Source organism: Micromonospora sp. NPDC049139, assembly GCF_055586845.1.
On the sequence record NZ_JBVJHK010000009.1, the window covers coordinates 214,248 to 233,482 of the forward strand.

Genomic DNA, 19,235 nt, shown 5'->3' on the forward strand with positions numbered 1-19,235 from the left:
CTCCTCCTCGGCCGTCGGCGGGCGGCGCAGGACGGCCCGCGGCGGCCTCCGGTAGGCGCCGCCGCCGGGCACCCTACCCGCCGCCCCGGATGTCCCCCTGCGTCCCCGTCCACCGCGTGACGGTTCCGTCCCTCCGCGTGGCAGAGTGACGCGCGTCTGTGCCGGGGTCGGCCGGTGGCCTAATATTCCGTGACCCGAAGGTGACGAGAGGCGGGGACGGATGCACCAGCGGATCCTGATGCGGGCGAAGAAGGGCCCGTTCGACGTCTACTCCCCCGAGGAGGCCTTCGAGGGGAACTGGATCGGCGAGAACAACGGCAACCTCGTCTTCAGCCACGCCGCGCACAAGCTGCTGCAGACCAGCACCACCGAGATCACCCCGACCGAGTTCAAGGTCAACCCGCGCGACGCCGACATGATCAACGAGCGGTACGACGTCTACGTCGTCCCGCTCGCCAACGCCTTCCGGCGCAGCTATGCCCACCGCATCGAACTCATGACGAAGCTCGTCGAACGGCTGAAGATCCCGGTGGTGGTGCTCGGGGTGGGCGTGCAGACCGACGTCAAGGGCGACCGGGAGTACCTGCGCCCGATCGACGACGCCGTCACCCGCTTCGTCCGGGCCGTGCTCGACCGGTCGCACAGCATCGGCGTACGGGGTGAGATCACCGAGGGCTACCTGCGCACGCTGGGCTTCTCCGCCGTCGACGTGATCGGGTGCCCGTCGATGTTCCTGCACGGCGACAGCCTGCGGGTGGAGAAGCGGAAGGCGGCGCTGGCGCCCGACGACCGGCTCGCGCTGACCATCTCGCCGTACGTGAAGTCGATGGCGAAGATCATCGCCCGGCACCACGAGCGGTACCCGAACCTGCGTTACCTGCCGCAGGACCTCAAGACGCTCGGCACCCTGCTCTACGGCGACGCCCCCGACGACCGGGGCAAGTCCAGCGCGATCCCCATCCACACCTCGCACCCGCTGTTCACCGAGGACAAGGTGCGGATGTTCGTCGACCCCTGGACCTGGATGGACTACCTCTCCGGGTTCGAGTTCGCCTTCGGCACCCGGATCCACGGCACCATCACCGCGCTGGTCGCCGGCACGCCCGGCTACCTCTTCGCGCACGACTCGCGCACCCTGGAGCTGGCCCGGTACTTCGACATCCCGCACCGGGTGATGAAGGAGGTGCCGGCCGACGTCGACGCCGCCCAGCTCTACGACGAGGCGGACTACACGGCGCTCAACGACGGCCACAAGGCACGCTACGAGACCATGCTCGCCTTCCTCGCCAAGCACGACCTGGGCAACGCCTTCGCCGACGGCGACAGCGCCGCCCGGTTCGACGCGCGGGTGCGGGCCACCACCTACCCGCCCGCCGTGCGCCCGGCCACCGCGACCGCGCCGGACGTGCTGCTGGAGCGGATCCAGTGGCTGCGGGACCGCAACGCGGCGCTGCACCAGGACGCGGAGACGCTGCGGGAGCAGCGCCTGCGCACCCGGGTCAAGCGGGTGGTGGGCGGCCCGGTGAAGCGCATCCTGAACCGTTAACCCGGCGCTGGGCGGCTGTTCAGGGACTCCACCTTCGCCGGCAACGTGAGGTTCCGGGGCCGTCCATCCGCGCGGTCGATGGTGTCGGCGTGGTCATTGAGCCGACGCAAGCACCGCTGCTGAGCATCGTCGTGCCCGTGTACGGCGTCGAGCCGTACCTGTACCAGTGCCTCGAGTCGATCCGCGCCGACATCCCGGCCGGCGAGGCGGGCGCGGTGGAGCTGATCGGGGTGGACGACGCCTCCCCGGACCGCTGCGGGGAGATGCTGCGGTCGTACGCGGCCGGGCGGGTCGGCATCCGCACCGTCCACCTGACCGACAACGTCGGCCTCGGCCTGGCCCGCAACGCCGGTCTCGACGTGGCCACCGGCGCGTACGTCTGGTTCGTCGACAGCGACGACTGGCTGCCGCCGGGCACGATCCCGGCGGTGCTGGACCGGTTGCGCAGGGACCGGCCCGACGTGCTGATGCTGGACCACCTGCGGGTGCACGAGGGCGGCCGGCGGGAGGTCGACGCGAGCAGCCACCTGCTGCGCGGGGTGCCGGGCGTGGTCCGCCTCGCCGACCGGCCGCAACTGCTGAAGGTGCAGCACACCGCCTGGAACAAGGTGGTCCGCCGCGGGTTCATGGCCGAGCTGGAGCTGCGCTTCTTCCCCGGCTGGTACGAGGACATCCCGTTCAGCCACCCGCTGCTGATCGGCGCGGAGCGGATCTCCGTACTGGACCGGGTCTGCTACCTCTACCGGCAGGGCCGGCTCGGCGCGATCACCTCCACCCGCAGCCGCCGGCACTTCGACGCCTTCGATCAGTACGAGCGGCTCTTCGACTGGCTGGACCGGCACGCCCCGGACGAGCGGCTGCGGGCCGAGCTGTTCACCCTGATGATCAGCCACTACCTGGTGGTGGCGGGCAACGACGGCCGGCTGCACCCGCGGTTGCGCCGCGCGTTCTTCCGCCGGGTCGCCGAGCACTACCGCCGCTACCTGCCCGACGTGGGCTACTCCCGGCCCGCCGGAGTCGCGGGGCTCAAGCACCGCCTGGTCGGGCGGAACAGCTACCTCGCGTACGCGGCGCTGCGCCGGGCCCACCGGGCGGCGGGCCGGGTGCGGGGCGGCCGACCCGTCCCGCCGGCCCTCCCCTCGCCGGAGGCCGGCCAGGCGGAGGCCGGGACGGCCCCGGAGGCCGGGACGGCGGCGGACCAGACCACCGCGATGGCGAGCCGCCGATGACCGGGCTTCCGACGACCGAGCCGCTGGTGGCCGGGCCGCTGCGGCCGGCAGACGACGGCGACCTGCACCGGATGCTGCTCTGGCGCAACCACCCGCAGGTGCGGGCGGTGAGCCTGACCAGCCACGAGATCGGCCTGGTCGAGCACACCGCCTGGTGGGCGAGGGCCCGGGTCGACCCGGACCGGCGGGTGCTGGTGCACCTGCACGACGAGGTGCCGTCCGGCATCGTCACGTTCTCCGGGGTCACCGCCCCGGACCGGGCCCTGACCTGGGGCTTCTACCTCGACGTCGACGGCCTGGACGCCCGGGGGCAGCTGCTGCCCGCGTGGCTGTCGCTGGAGCGGGCCGCCATCGCGTACGCCTTCGACACCCTCGGGGCGGAGACGCTGGGCGGCGAGACGCTGGCCGCCAACAAGCCGGTGCTGGCCCTGCACCGGCGCTTCGGATTTCGCGAGGTCCGGCGCTACGAGCGGGACATCGACGGCACGCCGCACCAGGTGGTGTGGACGGAGAAGAGCAGAGGAAGATGACGGCGACAGTCAAGATCGGCCCGCACGCGGTCGGCCCCGGCGAGCGGCCCCTCGTGGTCGCGGAGATGTCCGGCAATCACAACGGCAGCCTGGACCGGGCGCTCGCCATCGTCGACGCCGTGGCGGCCAGCGGGGCGCACGCGCTCAAGCTCCAGACGTACCGGCCGGACACCATCACCATCGACGTGGACGCCCCCGCGTTCCGTCTCTCCGACGGGCACGACCTGTGGGGCGGCGAGCGCCTCTGGCAGCTCTTCGACCGCGCCCACACCCCGTACGAGTGGCACGCGCCGATCTTCGAGCGGGCCCGCCGGCACGGTCTGACGGTGTTCTCCTCGCCGTTCGACGCGACGGCGGTGGAGCTGCTGGAGGAGCTGGACGCGCCCGCGTACAAGATCGCGTCGTCGGAGCTGGTGGACCTGCCGCTGATCCGGCTCGTCGCGGCCACCGGCAAGCCGCTGGTCATCTCCACCGGGATGGCCACCGTCGGCGAGATCGACGCGGCCGTCCGCGCCGCCCGGGAGGGCGGCGCCGGCGGCATCGTGCTGCTCGCCTGCACGGCGTCCTACCCGGCGCCCCCGCAGGACAGCAACCTGCGCCGGCTGCCCGTGCTGGCCGACACGTTCGGCCTGCCGGTGGGCCTGTCCGACCACACGCCGGGCATCGGCGTCCCGGTCGCCTCGGTGGCGTTCGGCGCCTGCCTGATCGAGAAACACGTGACGCTGCGCCGCGCCGACGGGGGCGTCGACTCGGACTTCTCGCTGGAGCCGGCGGAGCTGACCGCCCTCACCGTCGAGTCGGAGCGGGCGTGGGCGGCGCTGGGCGGCACCGCGATCGGGCCCACCCCGACCGAGCGGGAGGGGCTGCGGTTCCGCCGGTCCCTCTGGGTGGTCGAGGACGTCCGGGCCGGCGACCCGGTCACCGCGGCGGTCGTGCGCTCGATCCGGCCGGCCGGCGGGCTCCCCCCGGCCGACCTCGACCGGGTGCTCGGCCGCGCCTTCACCCGGGACGTGCCGAAGGGGACGCCGCTGAGCTGGGACCTCGTCTGAGGCCACCCGCACGAGAAGGGGGGCCCGGTCCGCGCGGACCGGGCCCCCCTTCTCGTGCGACCGCCCGGCGGGCGCCCCCCTTCTCGTGCGACCGCCCGGGGCGGGCGCCGGCCTCCTCGTGCGACCGCCGGGGTGGAGTCAGTCGGCGACCGTGACCAGCCGGACGAACTCGCGGAGCAGGTCGTGGCCGTCCCAGACCGGCGCGAAGGTCAGCGCCGCGCCGAACGGCACGATCCGGTCGATGCCCCGGCCGCCGAGCCGCCGGGCGAAGTCGACCAGTTCGGACCGGGTGAACCCGAAGTGGGTCAGCGTCTGGTCCCGCCGGCGCACGAACGGCGCCAGCTCCGCCAGTTCTCCCAGGGTGACGAAGCCGAACGTCCCCGCGCCGAGCCACTCCCGGGGCGCCGCCGCCGGCCCGTCCAGCTCCAGCGTGGTGACGAGGTTGTCGTGGAACACCATCCGGGCCACTCCCCCGTCGGCGGCCAGCCCGTACGCGCCGACCCGCTTCTCGACGGCCATCGCCGCGTCCACGTCCCAGCCCCGCTCCCGCACGGCCACGCCGAGCAGGGCCACGAACTCGGCCCGGACGGCGTCGGCGCGCCGGGCGTCGCCGACCAGGAACACCGCCCGGGGCGACGCGCAGGCCGCCTGGTCGAACCAGTAGGCGTCGTTGGCGAATCGCGCCACGGCGTCCCGCCGGGCGGCGAGCGGGGCGGCCTCCCAGCCGGCCACCGAGAGCACCGCGAACGACGAGCGGTCGGGGAAGGTGAGGTCCCGCGCCGCGGGGGCCAGCGGGTGCCGACGCACGGCGGTCACCGCCCGGTCGCCGCCCCAGATGACCCGGACGTCGCAGCCGGCGCTGAGCCGGCCGGTCACCGCGTCGTCGTGGCCGTACGTGACCATGCGCTGGGTACGGCCCACGACCGGGTCGGCGGCGTCCAGGCTGTCGTTGAGCACGTCCAGGATCGCGTCGGCCGCCGCCGCCGAGCGGGGCGACACCCGGACGACGTTGGTGTTGCCGGCCAGCGCGGACAGCGCCCAGGAGTAGACGAAGATGGTGTCCACGTTGGCGGGCGGGATGTGGAACACCACGCCCCGGGGGAAGGCGAGCACCCCGTCTTCGAGCCCGGCGTGCAGCCGCTCCACGCCGCGCAGCAACTCCCGGCGGCGCAGGAAGAACCCGAGCGAGCCCAACTCCGGATGGCGGCGGGCCAGCGCCGGGGCCAGCAGCCGCCGGGAGACCGAGGTCAGGAAGTCCACGATCCGCTCGTCGCCGACGGTCAGCGGCGGGTCGGCGGCCGGGGGCAGCAGGTCGTCCACCGGCACCTCCGGCCCGGCGGGGAACCTCATCCGTACCGTCATGCCTGACCTCCGACGTAGGTGTCGCTGCAACCCCGGGCCTCGGCGCGCGGCAGCCGGCCCAGCACGCTGAACCGTTTGCCCGGCCAGTGCCCGTCGTCGACGCCGTGCACCACCCCGAGGTCCTCGGTGAGCAGCACGTTGCCCGGGTAGGAGGTGGGCAGGGTGCTGAGCACCTCGATCACGCCGGGCGTGCCAATCGGCGCCTCCCGCCAGGTGACCGGGTCGCGGACGATGACGTCGGCGAAGTCCGGGCAGTAGAGGGAGCCGCCGTCGGGCCCCTCCAGGAAGACCGTGCCGATCTGCTCGACCATCCCGTAGAAGTTGTGGATCCGCTCCAGGCCGGTGTCCGCGCCGAGCCGGCGGCGGAACTCGGCGTTGTCCACCGCCTGGTCGGCGAGCTTCTTCCAGCCGCCGGAGTGCACGAGGATCCCGTTCGACAGGTCGAGTCCGTGGTCGCGGGCCACCTCGTAGAGGTAGCGCCAGACCATGAAGGTGAAGCCGAAGACCAGGAACGGCGCGTCGCCGTGCCGGGCCAGGAAGTCCTTGAGCGCCGCGACGTCCGGCCGGTCGTCGGCGTCGAGCAGCCACAGGTGGTCGCGGCCGAAGTTGACCATGCCGAGCGCCCCGGCGCCGCGCGCCGAGTAGGAGCGCCGGTCGCCGACCACGCCGGCCCGGTCCACCACCACCATCGGCAGCCGGCGCGGGCCGAGCACGGCGCCCAGCGTGCGGGCCAGCATCCGGGACTGGGTGGCCGCCGCCTCCCGGTTTAGGTGGATCCGGCTGACCTCGCCGGTGGTGCCGCTGGAGGTGAGCACCCGGATCACCTCGTCGTCCGGCACGCTGGCCAGCTTGCGGGTCTTGAACAGCCGCACCGGCAGCCAGGGCAGGTCGGCCAGCGTCTCGACGTCGCCGTCCGCGCCGCCCAGGGCGTCCAGGATCCGCGCGTACGGCGGGCAGTGGCGGCGGTGGTGGGCCAGCAGCCCGACCAGTTCGTCGCGGAGCCGGTGTTCCTTCTCGGGCTGGGTGAGCGTGAACACGTCGGTCAGCACTGTGCCTCCAGCGCGCGGTAGTCGGGCTTGCCCGTCGGGGTCAGCGGGAGGGCGTCCACGCCGCGCACCTGGACGCCGGACGAGTGGGTGCCCAGCGCCTCCGCCACCTCGGCGCGGATCCGGGCGAGCCGGTCGGCGTCGGCGCCCTCGGCCACCACCACCAGCCGGTCCGCGCCCGCGATGGCGGCGACCGGCCCGTGGTGGCCGAGGGACCGTTCCACGTCGTCGAGGTTGACCCGGACCCCGAACACCTTGGCGATCCGCTTGATCCGGCCGGTGACGTGCAGGAACCCGTCGGCGTCGAGCCGGCCCAGGTCGCCGGTGGCGAGCACGCCGCCCAGTTCGTCGGGGCGGGCCAGGTCGGCCGCCGTCTCGGCGTAGCCCATCATCACGTTGGGCCCCCGGTAGACGATCTCGCCGGTCCGGTCGGGCGCGGTCGTCTCCGTGCCGTCGTCGGAGCGCACCGACAGCGCCCCGCCGGGCACCGGCAGCCCCACCGAGCCGAGCTTCTCCGGCAGCCGGTCGGGCGGCAGCACCGTCATCCGGGCGGTCGCCTCGGTCTGCCCGTACATGACGAAGAGGCGGCCGGCCACCTCGGCCATCCGGCCGTGGAAGTCCGCCACCAGCTCCGGGTGCAGCCGGCCGCCGGCCTGGGTGAGCGTCCGCAGCCGTTCGTGCCGGGCGGGCGCGAAGCGCAGCCGGCGCAGCATCTCGTACTGGTAGGGCACGGCGGCCAGGGAGGTGACCCGGTGCCGGTCGACGGCGGTCCAGAACTCGCGGGAGGTGAGGCCGGAGCGCTCCAGCAGCACGGTGGCGCCGGCGTGCAGGTGGCTGGTGAGCACCGACAGCCCGTACGTGTAGTGCAGCGGCAGGGTGGTGGGGGCCACCTCGTCGCCGTCGATGCCGAGCGCGGTGGCGATGGCCGCCGCGTTGGCCCGCACCGCCGCGCCGGAGAGCCGCACGAGCTTCGGGTTGCCGGTCGAGCCGGAGGTGGTCAGCAGCAGCGCCAGGTCGGGGTGGGGCGCGGGTCCGGCGGGCCCGGTGCGCCGCCAGGCCGGGCCGAGGCCGACCGGGCCCGGCTCGTAGCCGTCGACCGGCCCGGGGCCGGTGAGCAGTACGGCGGGGCGGAACCGGTCGACCAGCTCGCGCAACGCGCCCGGCGTGACCTGCGGGTCGAGCAGCGCGACCGCGCGACCGGCCTGCCAGGCCGCGAGGATCCGCAGCACCGCGTCGATCTCGGCGGGGGCGGCGGCGAACACCACGCCCGGTGGTTCCCGGTCGAGCAGCGCGGCGAGGTCGGCGACCCGGGCGGCGAGTTCGGCGCCCCCGACCTGCCGGCCGGTCGCCGCGTCCACCAGCCGGGCGTCGGGGTGCGGCAGAGCGGCCGCGTCGGGGTGCGGCAGAGCGGCCGCGTCGGGGTACGGCAGAGCGGCCGCGTCGGGGTGCGGCAGACCGGTCACAGGGTCAGCCCGCCGTCCACGCCGAGCACCTGGCCGGTGACGAAGGCGGCGGCCGGGGAGAGCAGGAACGCGACCACCTCGGCCACCTCCTCCGGCTCGCCGAGCCGGCGCAGCGGCGTGGCGTCCACGCGGGCCCGCCGGCCCGGCTCGTCGAGGTCGGCCAGCAGGTCGGTGCGGATGAAGCCCGGCGCGACCGCGTTCACCCGGATCCCGGCCGGACCGAGCTCCTTCGCGGCGGCCCGGGTGAGCCCCTCGACGGCGGCCTTGCTGGCCGCGTAGACGGCCTGGCCGGCCGCTCCGGCCGAACCGACCAGCGAGGCGGTGAGCACCACCGCCGGCCGGTCGCCCCGGCGCAGCAGGCGCGACCCCTGTTGCAGCGTGTGCGCGGCACCGGCCGCGTTGACCGCGAACAGCCGGGTCACCGTCTCGTCCGGCACCGAGCCCAGCAGCCCCGCCTCGTGCACCCCGGCGTTGACGACCAGCGCGTCCAGCCCCCGCCACCGCGCGAAGACGGTACGCATCGCCGCCCGGACCTGGTCGGGCTCCGCCACGTCGCCGTGCACCGCGAGGTGCGGTCCGCCGGGCAGTTCGGCGGCCACCTCGTCGGCGGAGCCGGGCAGCCGGCCGTGCACCGCGACCGCGCAGCCCTGCGCGGCGAGCCGCCGGGCGACGGCGCGGCCGATGCCCCGGGTCGACCCGGTGACCAGGACCCGACGGGCAGGCGCGTCCCGGCCGGCGCCCGGCCCGGACGCGGCGGCCGTGCCGGTGTCAGTCGGTGAGGACGACACCGTGCTTCTCCAGGATCAGCCGCGCGCGGTCGAAGGAACTGAGGTCGATCACTTCGTCGGTGTCCAGCATGACGCCGAACTCGTCCTCGATGGCGGCCACCAACGACATGTGCGCGAGCGAATCCCATTTCTCGATTCCGCGATATTCGAGACTGTCCACGACGGCGTCGTCGGAAAGCTCCAACGCCGCGCGGAAGACGACCCTCAGTCGCTGAAGTTCCACCGCGATTTCCTCCGTAACTGGTCCGCACGCCTCGACGTGCGGGCCGAGTGTAGCCGAGGCCGAAGGCCCCTCAACCTGGCCCTGAACTGGCGAAAAGTGTTTGCCTGCAAGGTGTTCCGCATTCACTTCAGGCGCGGCGACCGTTCACCGAAGGGCGTCGAGGTGTTAACCCGCCGGGTCTAGCGTCTCGATCCGGTCGACCGGGCAAGGTCGCCGCGGAAACAACCACGACCACGGGAGCACCAATTGAGCGAGTTGAATGGGTCTTCCATTCTGATCACCGGCGGTACCGGTTCCTTCGGGAAGACGTTCCTCCGGCACGTCCTCACCGAGGCCGACCCGGCCCGGGTGGTGGTGTTCTCCCGCGACGAACTCAAGCAGTACGAGCTGCGCCAGCAGCTCGGCGACGACCCGCGGCTGCGCTGGTTCATCGGTGACGTCCGGGACCGGCACCGGCTGACCCGCGCGATGCACGGGGTGGACCACGTGGTGCACGCCGCCGCGCTCAAGCAGGTGGACACCGCCGAGTACAACCCGTCGGAGTTCATCGCCACCAACATCACCGGCTCCCAGCACGTCGTGGACGCGGCGATCGAGGCCGGCGTGAAGAAGGTCATCGCGCTCTCCACCGACAAGGCGTCCAGCCCGATCAACCTGTACGGCGCGACGAAGCTGGTCGGCGACAAGCTGTTCGTCTCGGCCAACCACTACGCCGCGCAGCACCCGACCCGGTTCGCGGTCGTCCGCTACGGCAACGTGGTCGGCAGCCGGGGCTCGGTCGTCCCGCTGTTCCGCCGGCTGGCCGCCGAGGGCAAGAGCCTGCCGGTGACCGACAAGCGGATGACCCGGTTCTGGATCACCCTCGACCAGGCGGTCCAGTTCGTCATGGACTCGTTCGACCAGATGCAGGGCGGCGAGCTGTTCGTCCCGCGGATTCCCAGCATGCGCATCCTCGACCTGGTCGAGGCGGTCGCCCCGGAGGCCACCACGCACGAGGTCGGCATCCGCCCCGGCGAGAAGCTGCACGAGGAGATGATCGCGCCGGACGACAGCCGCCGGACCCTGCGCGCGAAGGACCGCTACATCGTGCAGCCGACCATCGCCACCTGGGGCTACCAGCCGCCAGTCGGCTGCGAGCCGGTGCCGGACGGGTTCGCGTACCAGTCGGACAGCAACGACGAGTGGCTCAGCGTGGAGCACCTGCGCGACATGCTCGGCATCGCCGCATGACGGGGCTGCTCCCGTACGGCCGGCAGTCGGTGACCGGGGACGACGTCGCCGCCGTGGTCGCCGCCCTGCGCAGCGACTGGCTCACCACCGGCCCACAGGTCGACGGGTTCGAGGCCGACCTGGCGGCGTGGACCGGCGGCGCCGGCTGCGCGGCGGTCTCCAACGGCACGGCGGCGCTGCACGTGGCGTACGCGGCGGCCGGGGTCGGTCCCGGCGACGAGGTGGTCGTGCCGCCCATGACGTTCGTGGCGACCGCCAGCAGCGCGGTCGCCCTCGGCGCGAAGATCGTCTTCGCCGACGTCGAGGACGAGACGTTCACCCTCGACCCGGCGGCGGTCGCCGCGGCGACGACCAGCCGGACCCGGGTGGTGTCCGCGGTCGACTACGCCGGCCACCCGGCCGACTACGACGCGCTGCGCGCCGCGACGGCCGGCACGGACGCGCTGCTGCTCGCCGACGCCGCGCACTCGATCGGCGCCACCTACCGGGGGCGGCCGGTCGGCTCGCTGGCGGACCTGACCACGTTCTCGTTCTTCCCGACGAAGAACCTCACCACCGCCGAGGGCGGCGCGGTCGCCGCCACCGACCAGCACCTGCTGAAGCGGGCGCGCCGGTTCCGCAACATCGGCCTGGTCCGGGAGCGTGACGAGCAGCGCTGGCCGGACGAGGGCGGCTGGCACCAGGAGGTGCACGAGTTCGGGCTGAACTACCGGCTGCCCGACGTGCTCTGCGCGCTGGGCCGCAGCCAGTTGCGCCGGCTCGGCGACTTCCTGGCCCGCCGGGCCCGCCTGGTCGCCCGCTACGACGAGGCGCTGGCCGACCTGCCCGGCGTGCTGACCCCGGGCCGGCGGTCCTGGGCCGCCCCGGCGTGGCACCTCTACCCGATCCGGGTGCTCGACGGACGCCGCCGCGAGGTGTACGACCGGATGCGCGCCGCCGGCATCGGGGTGCAGGTCAACTACATCCCCGTGCACTGGCACCCGGTCTTCGCCGACCTGGGCTACCGGCGCGGGTCCTGCCCGGTGGCCGAGTCGTTCTACGAGCAGCAGCTGTCCCTGCCGCTGTTCCCGGACCTCACCGAGGCCGACCAGGACCGCGTCATCGACGCCCTCGGCACGGCGCTGCGCGCCGCCACGGCGCGTTCCGCCGCCTGAGGGGACCCGATGCACCACGCGAACCACTTCTACGGCCACGCCCACGTGCTGGCCCGCTACGCCGGGCTGGGCGACGGCCATCCGCCCCGGATCAACGGGTACCTCCAGCACGGCTGGAACATCGGCGACGGCCTCGCCCCCGGCCACCCGTACGCCGAGCGGACCCCGAGTCTGCTGTGGTCGGAGCAGACCCGGCGGCGGGCCTGGTCGGTGGGGCGGCGCAACGTGACCGTCATCGGGGCGCCCTTCGCGTACCTGCTGGCCATGCGACCGGAGGACCCGCCGGAGTCGGAGCGGGAGGGCACCATCTGGTACCCGTTCCACGGCTGGGAGGGTCAGCACGTGCGGGGCGACCACCGGGAGCTGATCGCCCGCATCCGGGACACCGAGCCCGGCCCGGTCACCGTCTGCCTCTACTGGCACGAGTACGGCATGCGCCGCGTGCGCCGGCTCTACGAGAACGCCGGCTTCCGGGTGATCTGCCACGGCTACCGCGGCCACTGGTGGAAGGACACCGACCCGCTCTTCCTCGACAAGCAGCTCACCGAGCTGCGCCGGCACCGGCGGGTGGCGTCGAACCGGCTGACCAGCGCCATCTTCTACGGCATCGCCGCCGGCTGCGAGCCGGCCGTGTACGGCGACCCGATGGTGCTCGCGGACGAGGACCCCACCTTCGGCGGCACCGCCCGGATCCGCCGCCAGTGGCCGGAGCTGCACGGCGAACAGGTGGACCTGCCCACCGCCGTCTCGATCGCCCGCGCCGAGCTGGGCACCGACCACCGCTGCACGCCGGCCGAGCTGCGCGAGCTGCTCGGGTGGGCGAACCTCCAGGAGGAGAAGAGTGACGACTGAGACGGCGCCGCGGATCGCGCTGCCGGGCGGAGAGATGCTGGCCTGGTCCGACCTGCCGGCGGAGCGCCTGGCCGAGGGCGGGCCGCTGGCGGCGCTGGCCGCCCACGTGGTGCCCGCCGGCGCGCGGGTGCTGCTGGCCGGGCCGCACGACCCCGCGCTGCTCGACCGGCTGGCCCACGCCGAGGTGACCTGCCTGCTGCGCAGCCACCCCGACGGGGTCGCCCTCGCCGAGCGCGCCGCGCAGGTCGTGGTGGCCGGCCCGGCCGGGCTGCCGGCGGGCGAGCGGTTCGACGTGGTGATCGCCGGCGCCGGCCTGGACGCGGTCGAGTCGGTGGAGGGGACGCGGCTCGGCTGGGCCGGCGTGCTCGACCGGCTGACGGCGGCGCTGCGCCCCGGCGGCGTGCTGCTGCTACGCCTGGACAACCCGCTCGGCCTGCACCGGCTCGTCGCCACCTCTCCCTGGTACGCCGGGCGGGACGACTCCGCCTGGCTGATCGGCGGGGTGCTCGACGCGGACCGCCCGGCCAACCTGGAGCAGTTGCGCGGGCGGCTGAGCGCCCGGGGTCTGCGCGCGGACGCCTGCTTCGCCGCGTACCCGCACCCGACGGCGCCGACCGCGCTGGTCGACACGGGCGCCCTGGCTCGGCGGACCACGTCCGGGTTCCTCGACGCGGCGCTGCACGGCGCGTGTTCCCGCGTCGTCGCCCGGGGCACGGTGCTCCAGGACCCGGCCCGGCTCGCGGTCGACGCGCTGCACGCCGGCCGGGCGGGCGAGCTGGCGCCGGCCTGGCTGGTGCTCGCCCGCAAGTCCGACGATCCGGCCGCCGCAGACCCGGCGACCACGGACCCGGCCGGCGCGGTCCACGCCGGCGCGGACCCGGCCCCCGTGGACCCGGCCGCCGCAGGCCCGGCGACCGCGGGCCCGGCCGCCCGGGGGCGCGCCGACCTGCCCGTGGCGCTGGTGCAGACCGGGCCGCCCGGGGCCGGCGTGGTCGAGGTGGTCGACGGCCCGGACGGCTGGCGGTGGCGGGCCGCCAGGGCGGAGACCCGGGGCGGGCCGGCGGCGGCGCCGTTCGCCAGCCGGCTGGCCGCGTACCGGGACCCGGGGGCGCTCACCGGGCCGGTGCCGGACGGGCGCCTGCTGCGCACCCTGCTGCTGGACGGCTGCCTGCGGCGGGACACGGACGCGCTGCGCCGGCTCCTGCGCGGGTACGCGCGCTGGCTCGCCGGGCAGGTCGACGCCGACGGCCGGCTCGCCGGCCCGTTCGGGCTGGCCAGCGTGGACAACGTCGTCGTGGCCGGGGACGCCTACGCGGTGCTCGACCCGAGCTGGCGGGCCGCCGAGCCGCTCGCCGTGGACGTGGTGCTCGCCCGGAGCCTGTGGCGCTTCGCCGCCGAGCTGCTCACCGGCGGGTACGCCCACCCGTGGACGTCCACGCTGGACGTGGCGGGCCTGACCGTGGTGCTCGGCGGCGTCGCCGGCCACGACCTGGACCGGCCGACCGTCGCCGCGGCCGTGGAGGCCGAGGCGGCCATCGCCGCCGCCCTGCACGGGCTGGACGCCGACGGGCGCGTCGCCCTCGCCACCGAGCTGCGGGCCGTCGAGCCGACCGACCCACCGATCGGCAGTCGCAGCTACCAGCAGTTGCGGGAGGCGTGGCTGCGCCAGCGCGAGGAGCTGACCCGGCTGGCCGCGCTGCTCAAGTGGACCGAGGAACTGCTCACCTCGCGGGAGCGGGCGCTGCGCCGCGCCGACGCGACGATCCACCTGCTCAGCGGCTCGCTCAGCTACCGCGTGGGCCGGCTGGCCATCGCCCCGGCGCGGATCGCGAAGCGGGGCGCCCGGGCGGCCAAGCGCCGGGCCCGGCAGGCCCTCGCCCCGAAGCCGGAGGAGACGCAGTGACCGACGCACCGGCCGCTGGCATCCCGGCGGCACCCGACCAGACCGGCACCGCCTCCCGGTCGACGGCGGGCGAGACCGGCACCGGGCACCGGCTGGCACCCGAACCGGCAGGAGGCCTCCAGCCACCCGAGGCGGCCGCGACCGGCTCCGGCCCGCGGATCGTGGGCGTCGTGCAGGCCCGGATGGGCTCGTCCCGGCTGCCCGGCAAGGTGCTCCGGCCGCTCGCCGGACGCAGCGTCCTCGGTCGGGTGGTGCGGGCCGCGCGGGAGAGCGCCGTCCTCGCCGACCTGGTGGTCGCCACCAGCACCGAGCCCGCCGACGACGCCGTGGTGGCCGAGTGCGACCGGCTGGGCGTGGCGTGGCACCGGGGCCCCGTCGACGACGTGCTCACCCGCTTCGTCGGCGCGCTGGACGCCCACCCCGGCGACGCGGTGATGCGCTTCACCGCCGACTGCCCGCTGCTCGACCCCGAGATCATCACGCTGGTCGCGGCGGTCTGGCGCGCGGTGCCCGGGCTCGACTACGCCAGCACGTCCATCGCCCGTACCCTCCCCCGTGGCCTGGACGTCGAGATCGTCCGGGCGGACACGCTGCGGACGCTGGACCGGCTCGCCACCGACCACCACCGGGTGCACGTGACCTCGTACGCGTACTCCCGCCCGGAGCTGTTCCGGGTGCTCGGGGTGACGCTCACCCCGGACCGGTCGGACCTGCGGCTCACGCTCGACACCGAGGCCGACTGGACCCTGGTGCGGGCGGTGACCGACCATTTCGGGGACGTGAGCGTGCCGCTGGCCAAGCTCGCCGACTGGCTCGACGGGCAACCGGCGCTGCGCGCCGTCAACGCCGGCGTACGACAGAAGCGGCTGGAGGAGTCCTGAGCACCGTACGCGTCGGACTGCGCTGCGACGCCGGGCCGCGGCGCGGCGTCGGGCACCTGGTCCGCTGTCTCGCCCTCGGCGAGGAGTTCCTCGCCCGGGGGGCCTCGGTCGAGGTGTTCGGCACCGTCGAGCGGGTCGGCTGGGCGGGCGCGCAACTGGCCGCCCGCGGCATCCCGCTGCACCCCGGCCCGGAGACCCCGCAGGAGCTGGTGGCGACCGCGCGCCGGCACGCGCTGGACGTCATGGTGCTCGACTCCTACGAGCTGGACCCGGCCGGCGCGGGCGCGCTGCGCGCGGCGGGCGTGCTGACCCTGGCCGTCGTCGACGGCGACACCCGAGGGCAGGACGCCGACCTCTACCTGGACCAGAACTTCGGCGCGGCGACCGTCGCGCCGGCCGGCCGGCTGCTCGCCGGCACCGCGTACGCCCTGCTGCGGGACTCGGTGGTGGCCGCCCGGCCGGCGGCGCCCCGGCCCGCGACGGCGGTGGGCCGGCCCCGGGTGCTGGCGTTCTTCGGCGGCACCGACGCGGTCGGGGCGGCCCCGGTGCTGACCCGGGTGCTGCTGGCCACCGGGCACCCGATGGACCTCACCGTCGTGGTCGGCCGGCCCGAGGTGGAGGCGGAACTTGCGGCGGTGCCGCCGGGGCGGGGGCAGTCGCTGCGCCCGGTGCCGCCCACCGACGAGCTGCCCGCGCTGATCGGCGCGGCGGACCTGGTGGTGAGCGCGGCCGGCACGTCGACGTGGGAGCTGTGCTGCCTCGGCGCCCCGTCCGCGCTGGTCTGCGTCGTGGACAACCAGCGGGAGTCGTACCAGCGGGTGGTCGCGCATGGTCTCGTCGCCGGCCTCGGCGAGCTGCCGGAGCTGGCCGCCGCCGGGGTGCCGGGGCGGGCGGCGCGGGCCGCCGCCGCCCGGACCCTCACCGGGCTGCTCGCCTCCCCGGAGCGCCGCGCCGCACTCTCCGCCCGCGCCTGGTCCACCGTGGACGGCCTGGGCCGGGGCCGGGTAGCCGACGCGGTGCTCGCCGCCCTCGCCGCCACGCCGGCCTGATCCTGGAGGGGAGCCGCCGGCACTGCTGGCGTCAGACGAGGCGTTGGATGTGCACCTTCGGCCTCTCGTTCCTCAGGTGGCCCAGCTTGTGCTGGCGGACCTGCTCGTCCCAGACCTCCTGGTCGTAGTCCGGGTCCGGCGGGATCCACCGGTGGGAGCCGTCGCTGTAGTGGAACTTCTCGTCGCCGGTCCGCAGGATGCTCACCGGGTCCAGCCGAGGAAGCGTCGGTGCAGGGTGCCGGCCGGAGCCCAGGTCAGATCTTCGGCGGCGCGGACGAACTGCGCTCCCATGTACAGCGCCAGTGACATCGGTGCGCCCGCGAACTCCGCCTGCAACTCCTGGCGGCGGGTCCGGCAGGGCCAGGGCGCGCCGCACCCGCCACAACTCCAGATCGGCAGCACCGGGCCGTGGGTGGTCATCGTGGACCACCGAGCAGGGGTACGTAGTGCGCCCGCTTCTGAATCCACTGCTGTCGCTCCGGGCAGGGGTGGAGCCGGCCGCACCGGCACAGGCCCAGCCCTACCTCGTCGTGATGGGTGAGGATCACGTCGGCGGCGTCGACCTGGGCCTGGGCGTACTCGATGAGGGCCTTCGAGCCGTGGGTGGCACCCATCGTCACCCCGCCATGCGTCTGTGGCGGCGGGTGATGGTCTTCCCACGATGTACGGGACGAGCGCCACGGCAGTCGTGGCGTGGCTCGACCGGCGGGCTTTCGGCGTCGAGGAACATGTCCGTGACGATCCCGCCGGCCGTGGCTCGGCAGCCATGTCGGCTGGCCATGTCACGGTGACATGAGCGGGCTCGACCTGCACGGACACCGGCCCTAAGCTCCGGGCTGAGCACCATGGGTAGTCACGTGACGACGCTGGGGGCCGCCGTGCTGCGCGATCATCTTCGGATTCCCGACGATCTCTGGTCGCACCAGGACATGCGCGCCGCATTGCAAGCCCGCGACATCGGCACTCTGTTCCGGCTGCTCGCCCGGCACACCGGGGCGAGCCAGACCCGCATCGGCGCCGCCGTCGGCCTCGAACAGGGCTACGTCAGCCGGATCATCGCCGGACGGAAGGTGACCTCCATCGACGTGCTGGAGCGAGTCGCCGACGGTTGCGGCATGCCCGACGAGGCCCGGATGACGCTCGGCCTCGCGCCCCGCCGACCGGCATGTCGCCCGAACATGGCCGGTGGCCTCGACAGCCGGCAGAGTGACGTGCCGGTCAACCGGTCCTGGCGCGAGGACGTCCGCGCCGCCGTACAACTGTGGGAAGGCGACGTGAACCGTCGAGACATGCTCCGTCAGGCAGTGTTCAGCTCCGCCGGCTACACCCTGCCGGCCCTACGCTGGTTCACCGCCTCCACCCCACAACCCGTCGCACAGGAAGGCCGCCGAACGGTCGGTCAGCCCGACATCGACACCATCCGGGAGATGGCCACCACCTACCGACGACTCGACAACCAGTACGGCGGCGGCCACGCCCGCGACACCGTTGCCCGCTACCTCACCCACGAGGTCACGCCCCTGGTGACCGAGGGCCGTTACGACCCGGCGACCGGCCGCAGGCTGCTCCCCGCCGTCGCCGAGCTGACCCAGCTCGCCGGCTGGCAGGCGTACGACATGGCCGAACACGGCATCGCCCAGCGCTACCTCACCCACGCCCTCGACCTTGCCCGCGCAGCCGACGACGCCGGCCTGGGTGCCGAGATCCTCGCCGCGATGAGTCACCAAGCCACCTACCTCGGCCACACCAGCGCCGGCGTCGACCTCGCCCGGGCCGCCCGACAGACGGCACACCGCGCCGGCCTCACCGTGCTGACCGCCGAGGCACTGGTCATGGAAGCCCACGCCCACGCCGCAGCCCGCGACGAACGCGCCTGCGCCACCGCACTGCACCAGACAGAACAAGCCCTCGACCGAGCCGACCGCAGCAGCGACCCACAATGGCTCGGCTACTTCGACGAGGCGTACCTGTCCGCCAAGTTCGGCCACTGCTTCCACGCCCTCGGTCAACACCACCAGGCCGAACGCTTCGCCGCCCGATCCCTGCAAATGGACGAACGCTACGTACGCGGCAAAGCCTTCAACCTCGCCCTTCTCGCCACCATCCACGCCCGCCACGGCGAGCCCGAACGCGCCGGCGCCATCGGAGCCGAAGCCCTCACCCTGACCTCGCAACTACGGTCAGCCCGGGCCATCCGCTACCTACGCGACCTGCAAGCCCAGATCACGGCGCACCGCCGCCGGCCAGCCGTACGACACTTCATCACCCGCATCGACGCGACCCTCGGCCAACGCCGCTGACTACAGCTCGCCCCTGGCCTTGCGCGCGACCAGCTCCAACACCGCGATCACCGTGCCGGCGCCCACGATCTCACCCCGGGACACCAGATCCCGCGCCTCCTCCAGCGGAATCCACGCCACCCGCTCAGCCTCGTTGACATCCACCGGCGCGCCGATGTGCTCCGCCTCCCGGGCAAGGAACAGCAGGTTCTCCGCGTCCGCGGTCGCCACCCACGGCTGGAACGACAGCAATGGCGCTACCGCACCCGGACGCCAACCGGTCTCCTCCTCGACCTCCCGGACCGCGCACGCCGCCGGCTGCTCCTCGTCATCGACGTAGCCACCGGGCAGCTCCCACACCCACCGGTCGAACACGAACCGATGCCGCCGCATCAGCAACAGACGCTCCTGCTCGTCGAGCACGGCGACCATGGCCGACCGGGGCGCCCGGATCACGTACTGCTCGAACCTGACACCGTCCGGCAGTTCCACCTCAGCGATGCTCAACCGCGCCCGCCGGCTGCCGTCCACAACCCGCTCGCCATGAATCGTCCACCTGGTCAACTCGGTAACCTGCTCCTCCGCCACCCGACCAGTATCCGGTTCTGTGCAGGTTGTCTGGCCGTCGTCCGTCCGGGTCCCGGCCTCGGG

General features: G+C 74.2%; 20 protein-coding genes. 11 read left to right on the forward strand and 9 right to left on the reverse strand.

The features are described from left to right. Positions 1-220 precede the first annotated feature (220 nt). From ACZ6Q9_RS18015 to pseI, 4 genes are all read left to right on the forward strand, one after another. The gene (locus ACZ6Q9_RS18015; protein WP_393452408.1) at positions 221-1,546 is read left to right on the forward strand and encodes a polysaccharide pyruvyl transferase family protein; all 1,326 of its coding nucleotides are present in this window, start codon (positions 221-223) and stop codon (positions 1,544-1,546) included. An 89-nt stretch (positions 1,547-1,635) separates the two neighbouring features. Continuing rightward, positions 1,636-2,775 carry a glycosyltransferase family 2 protein gene (locus ACZ6Q9_RS18020; protein ID WP_396830208.1) on the forward strand — a complete coding sequence of 380 codons (1,140 nt, stop codon included), beginning with the start codon at positions 1,636-1,638 and terminating at the stop codon, positions 2,773-2,775. A 26-nt stretch (positions 2,776-2,801) separates the two neighbouring features. Further along, complete coding sequence (locus ACZ6Q9_RS18025; RefSeq protein WP_396830234.1) at positions 2,802-3,305, forward strand: GNAT family N-acetyltransferase; 504 nt, start codon at positions 2,802-2,804, stop codon at positions 3,303-3,305. Next, positions 3,302-4,354 carry a pseudaminic acid synthase gene (gene pseI / locus ACZ6Q9_RS18030; protein WP_396830209.1) on the forward strand — a complete coding sequence of 351 codons (1,053 nt, stop codon included), beginning with the start codon at positions 3,302-3,304 and terminating at the stop codon, positions 4,352-4,354. Before ACZ6Q9_RS18025 ends, pseI begins: the two co-directional genes overlap by 4 nt. Before the next feature lie 138 nt (positions 4,355-4,492). Here the strand turns inward: pseI and ACZ6Q9_RS18035 are convergent, their stop codons facing one another. The 5 genes from ACZ6Q9_RS18035 to ACZ6Q9_RS18055 form a co-directional block, all read right to left on the reverse strand. Beyond that, positions 4,493-5,716: an acyl-CoA reductase gene (locus ACZ6Q9_RS18035; RefSeq protein ID WP_396830210.1), complete on the reverse strand. Its 1,224-nt coding sequence runs from the start codon at positions 5,714-5,716 to the stop codon at positions 4,493-4,495. Further along, the gene (locus ACZ6Q9_RS18040) at positions 5,713-6,765 is read right to left on the reverse strand and encodes a LuxE/PaaK family acyltransferase (RefSeq protein ID WP_396830211.1); all 1,053 of its coding nucleotides are present in this window, start codon (positions 6,763-6,765) and stop codon (positions 5,713-5,715) included. The genes ACZ6Q9_RS18035 and ACZ6Q9_RS18040 overlap by 4 nt, the downstream gene beginning before the upstream one ends. Further along, positions 6,759-8,144 (reverse strand): AMP-binding protein, encoded by a 1,386-nt coding sequence (locus ACZ6Q9_RS18045; RefSeq protein ID WP_396830235.1) that lies wholly within the window; start codon positions 8,142-8,144, stop codon positions 6,759-6,761. Before ACZ6Q9_RS18045 ends, ACZ6Q9_RS18040 begins: the two co-directional genes overlap by 7 nt. A gap of 77 nt (positions 8,145-8,221) precedes the next feature. Beyond that, positions 8,222-9,013, reverse strand: a complete 792-nt coding sequence (locus ACZ6Q9_RS18050; protein ID WP_393452393.1) for an SDR family NAD(P)-dependent oxidoreductase — start codon at positions 9,011-9,013, stop codon at positions 8,222-8,224. Further along, a complete protein-coding gene (locus ACZ6Q9_RS18055; protein WP_393452390.1) occupies positions 8,994-9,236 on the reverse strand; it encodes an acyl carrier protein in 243 nt (80 codons plus the stop codon). Before ACZ6Q9_RS18055 ends, ACZ6Q9_RS18050 begins: the two co-directional genes overlap by 20 nt. 246 nt (positions 9,237-9,482) lie before the next feature. On the opposite strand from ACZ6Q9_RS18055, the gene pseB reads away from it, so the two are divergent. The 6 genes from pseB (at position 9,483) to ACZ6Q9_RS18085 (ending at position 16,305) form a co-directional block, all read left to right on the forward strand. Next, a complete protein-coding gene (gene pseB, locus ACZ6Q9_RS18060; protein WP_350706545.1) occupies positions 9,483-10,466 on the forward strand; it encodes a UDP-N-acetylglucosamine 4,6-dehydratase (inverting) in 984 nt (327 codons plus the stop codon). Continuing rightward, entirely contained in the window at positions 10,463-11,620 is a 1,158-nt protein-coding gene (locus ACZ6Q9_RS18065; protein WP_396830212.1) for a DegT/DnrJ/EryC1/StrS family aminotransferase, read from the forward strand. Before pseB ends, ACZ6Q9_RS18065 begins: the two co-directional genes overlap by 4 nt. A gap of 9 nt (positions 11,621-11,629) precedes the next feature. Beyond that, positions 11,630-12,472, forward strand: a complete 843-nt coding sequence (locus ACZ6Q9_RS18070) for a hypothetical protein (RefSeq protein WP_396830213.1) — start codon at positions 11,630-11,632, stop codon at positions 12,470-12,472. Next, on the forward strand, positions 12,462-14,375 hold the full coding sequence (locus tag ACZ6Q9_RS18075; protein ID WP_396830214.1) for a class I SAM-dependent methyltransferase: 1,914 nt from the start codon (positions 12,462-12,464) through the stop codon (positions 14,373-14,375). The genes ACZ6Q9_RS18070 and ACZ6Q9_RS18075 overlap by 11 nt, the downstream gene beginning before the upstream one ends. A 158-nt stretch (positions 14,376-14,533) precedes the next feature. Next, on the forward strand, positions 14,534-15,256 hold the full coding sequence (locus ACZ6Q9_RS18080; RefSeq protein WP_393267766.1) for a cytidylyltransferase domain-containing protein: 723 nt from the start codon (positions 14,534-14,536) through the stop codon (positions 15,254-15,256). Further along, complete coding sequence (locus ACZ6Q9_RS18085; RefSeq protein ID WP_396830236.1) at positions 15,253-16,305, forward strand: PseG/SpsG family protein; 1,053 nt, start codon at positions 15,253-15,255, stop codon at positions 16,303-16,305. Before ACZ6Q9_RS18080 ends, ACZ6Q9_RS18085 begins: the two co-directional genes overlap by 4 nt. A 31-nt stretch (positions 16,306-16,336) precedes the next feature. Here ACZ6Q9_RS18085 and ACZ6Q9_RS18090 read toward each other — a convergent pair whose 3' ends face one another. From ACZ6Q9_RS18090 to ACZ6Q9_RS18100, 3 genes are read right to left on the reverse strand one after another with little or no spacing between them, the layout of a single operon-like run. Further along, complete coding sequence (locus ACZ6Q9_RS18090; RefSeq protein WP_396830215.1) at positions 16,337-16,510, reverse strand: hypothetical protein; 174 nt, start codon at positions 16,508-16,510, stop codon at positions 16,337-16,339. Then, positions 16,507-16,725 (reverse strand): hypothetical protein, encoded by a 219-nt coding sequence (locus ACZ6Q9_RS18095; RefSeq protein WP_396830216.1) that lies wholly within the window; start codon positions 16,723-16,725, stop codon positions 16,507-16,509. The genes ACZ6Q9_RS18090 and ACZ6Q9_RS18095 overlap by 4 nt, the downstream gene beginning before the upstream one ends. Beyond that, on the reverse strand, positions 16,722-16,919 hold the full coding sequence (locus ACZ6Q9_RS18100; protein WP_393267631.1) for a hypothetical protein: 198 nt from the start codon (positions 16,917-16,919) through the stop codon (positions 16,722-16,724). The genes ACZ6Q9_RS18095 and ACZ6Q9_RS18100 overlap by 4 nt, the downstream gene beginning before the upstream one ends. Positions 16,920-17,183: 264 nt before the next feature. Between ACZ6Q9_RS18100 and ACZ6Q9_RS18105 the strand changes: the two genes are divergently transcribed. Further along, entirely contained in the window at positions 17,184-18,605 is a 1,422-nt protein-coding gene (locus ACZ6Q9_RS18105; protein ID WP_396830237.1) for a helix-turn-helix domain-containing protein, read from the forward strand. On the opposite strand, the gene ACZ6Q9_RS18110 is transcribed toward ACZ6Q9_RS18105, so the two are convergent. Beyond that, complete coding sequence (locus ACZ6Q9_RS18110) at positions 18,606-19,172, reverse strand: NUDIX hydrolase (RefSeq protein ID WP_396830217.1); 567 nt, start codon at positions 19,170-19,172, stop codon at positions 18,606-18,608. Positions 19,173-19,235: the final 63 nt, after the last annotated feature.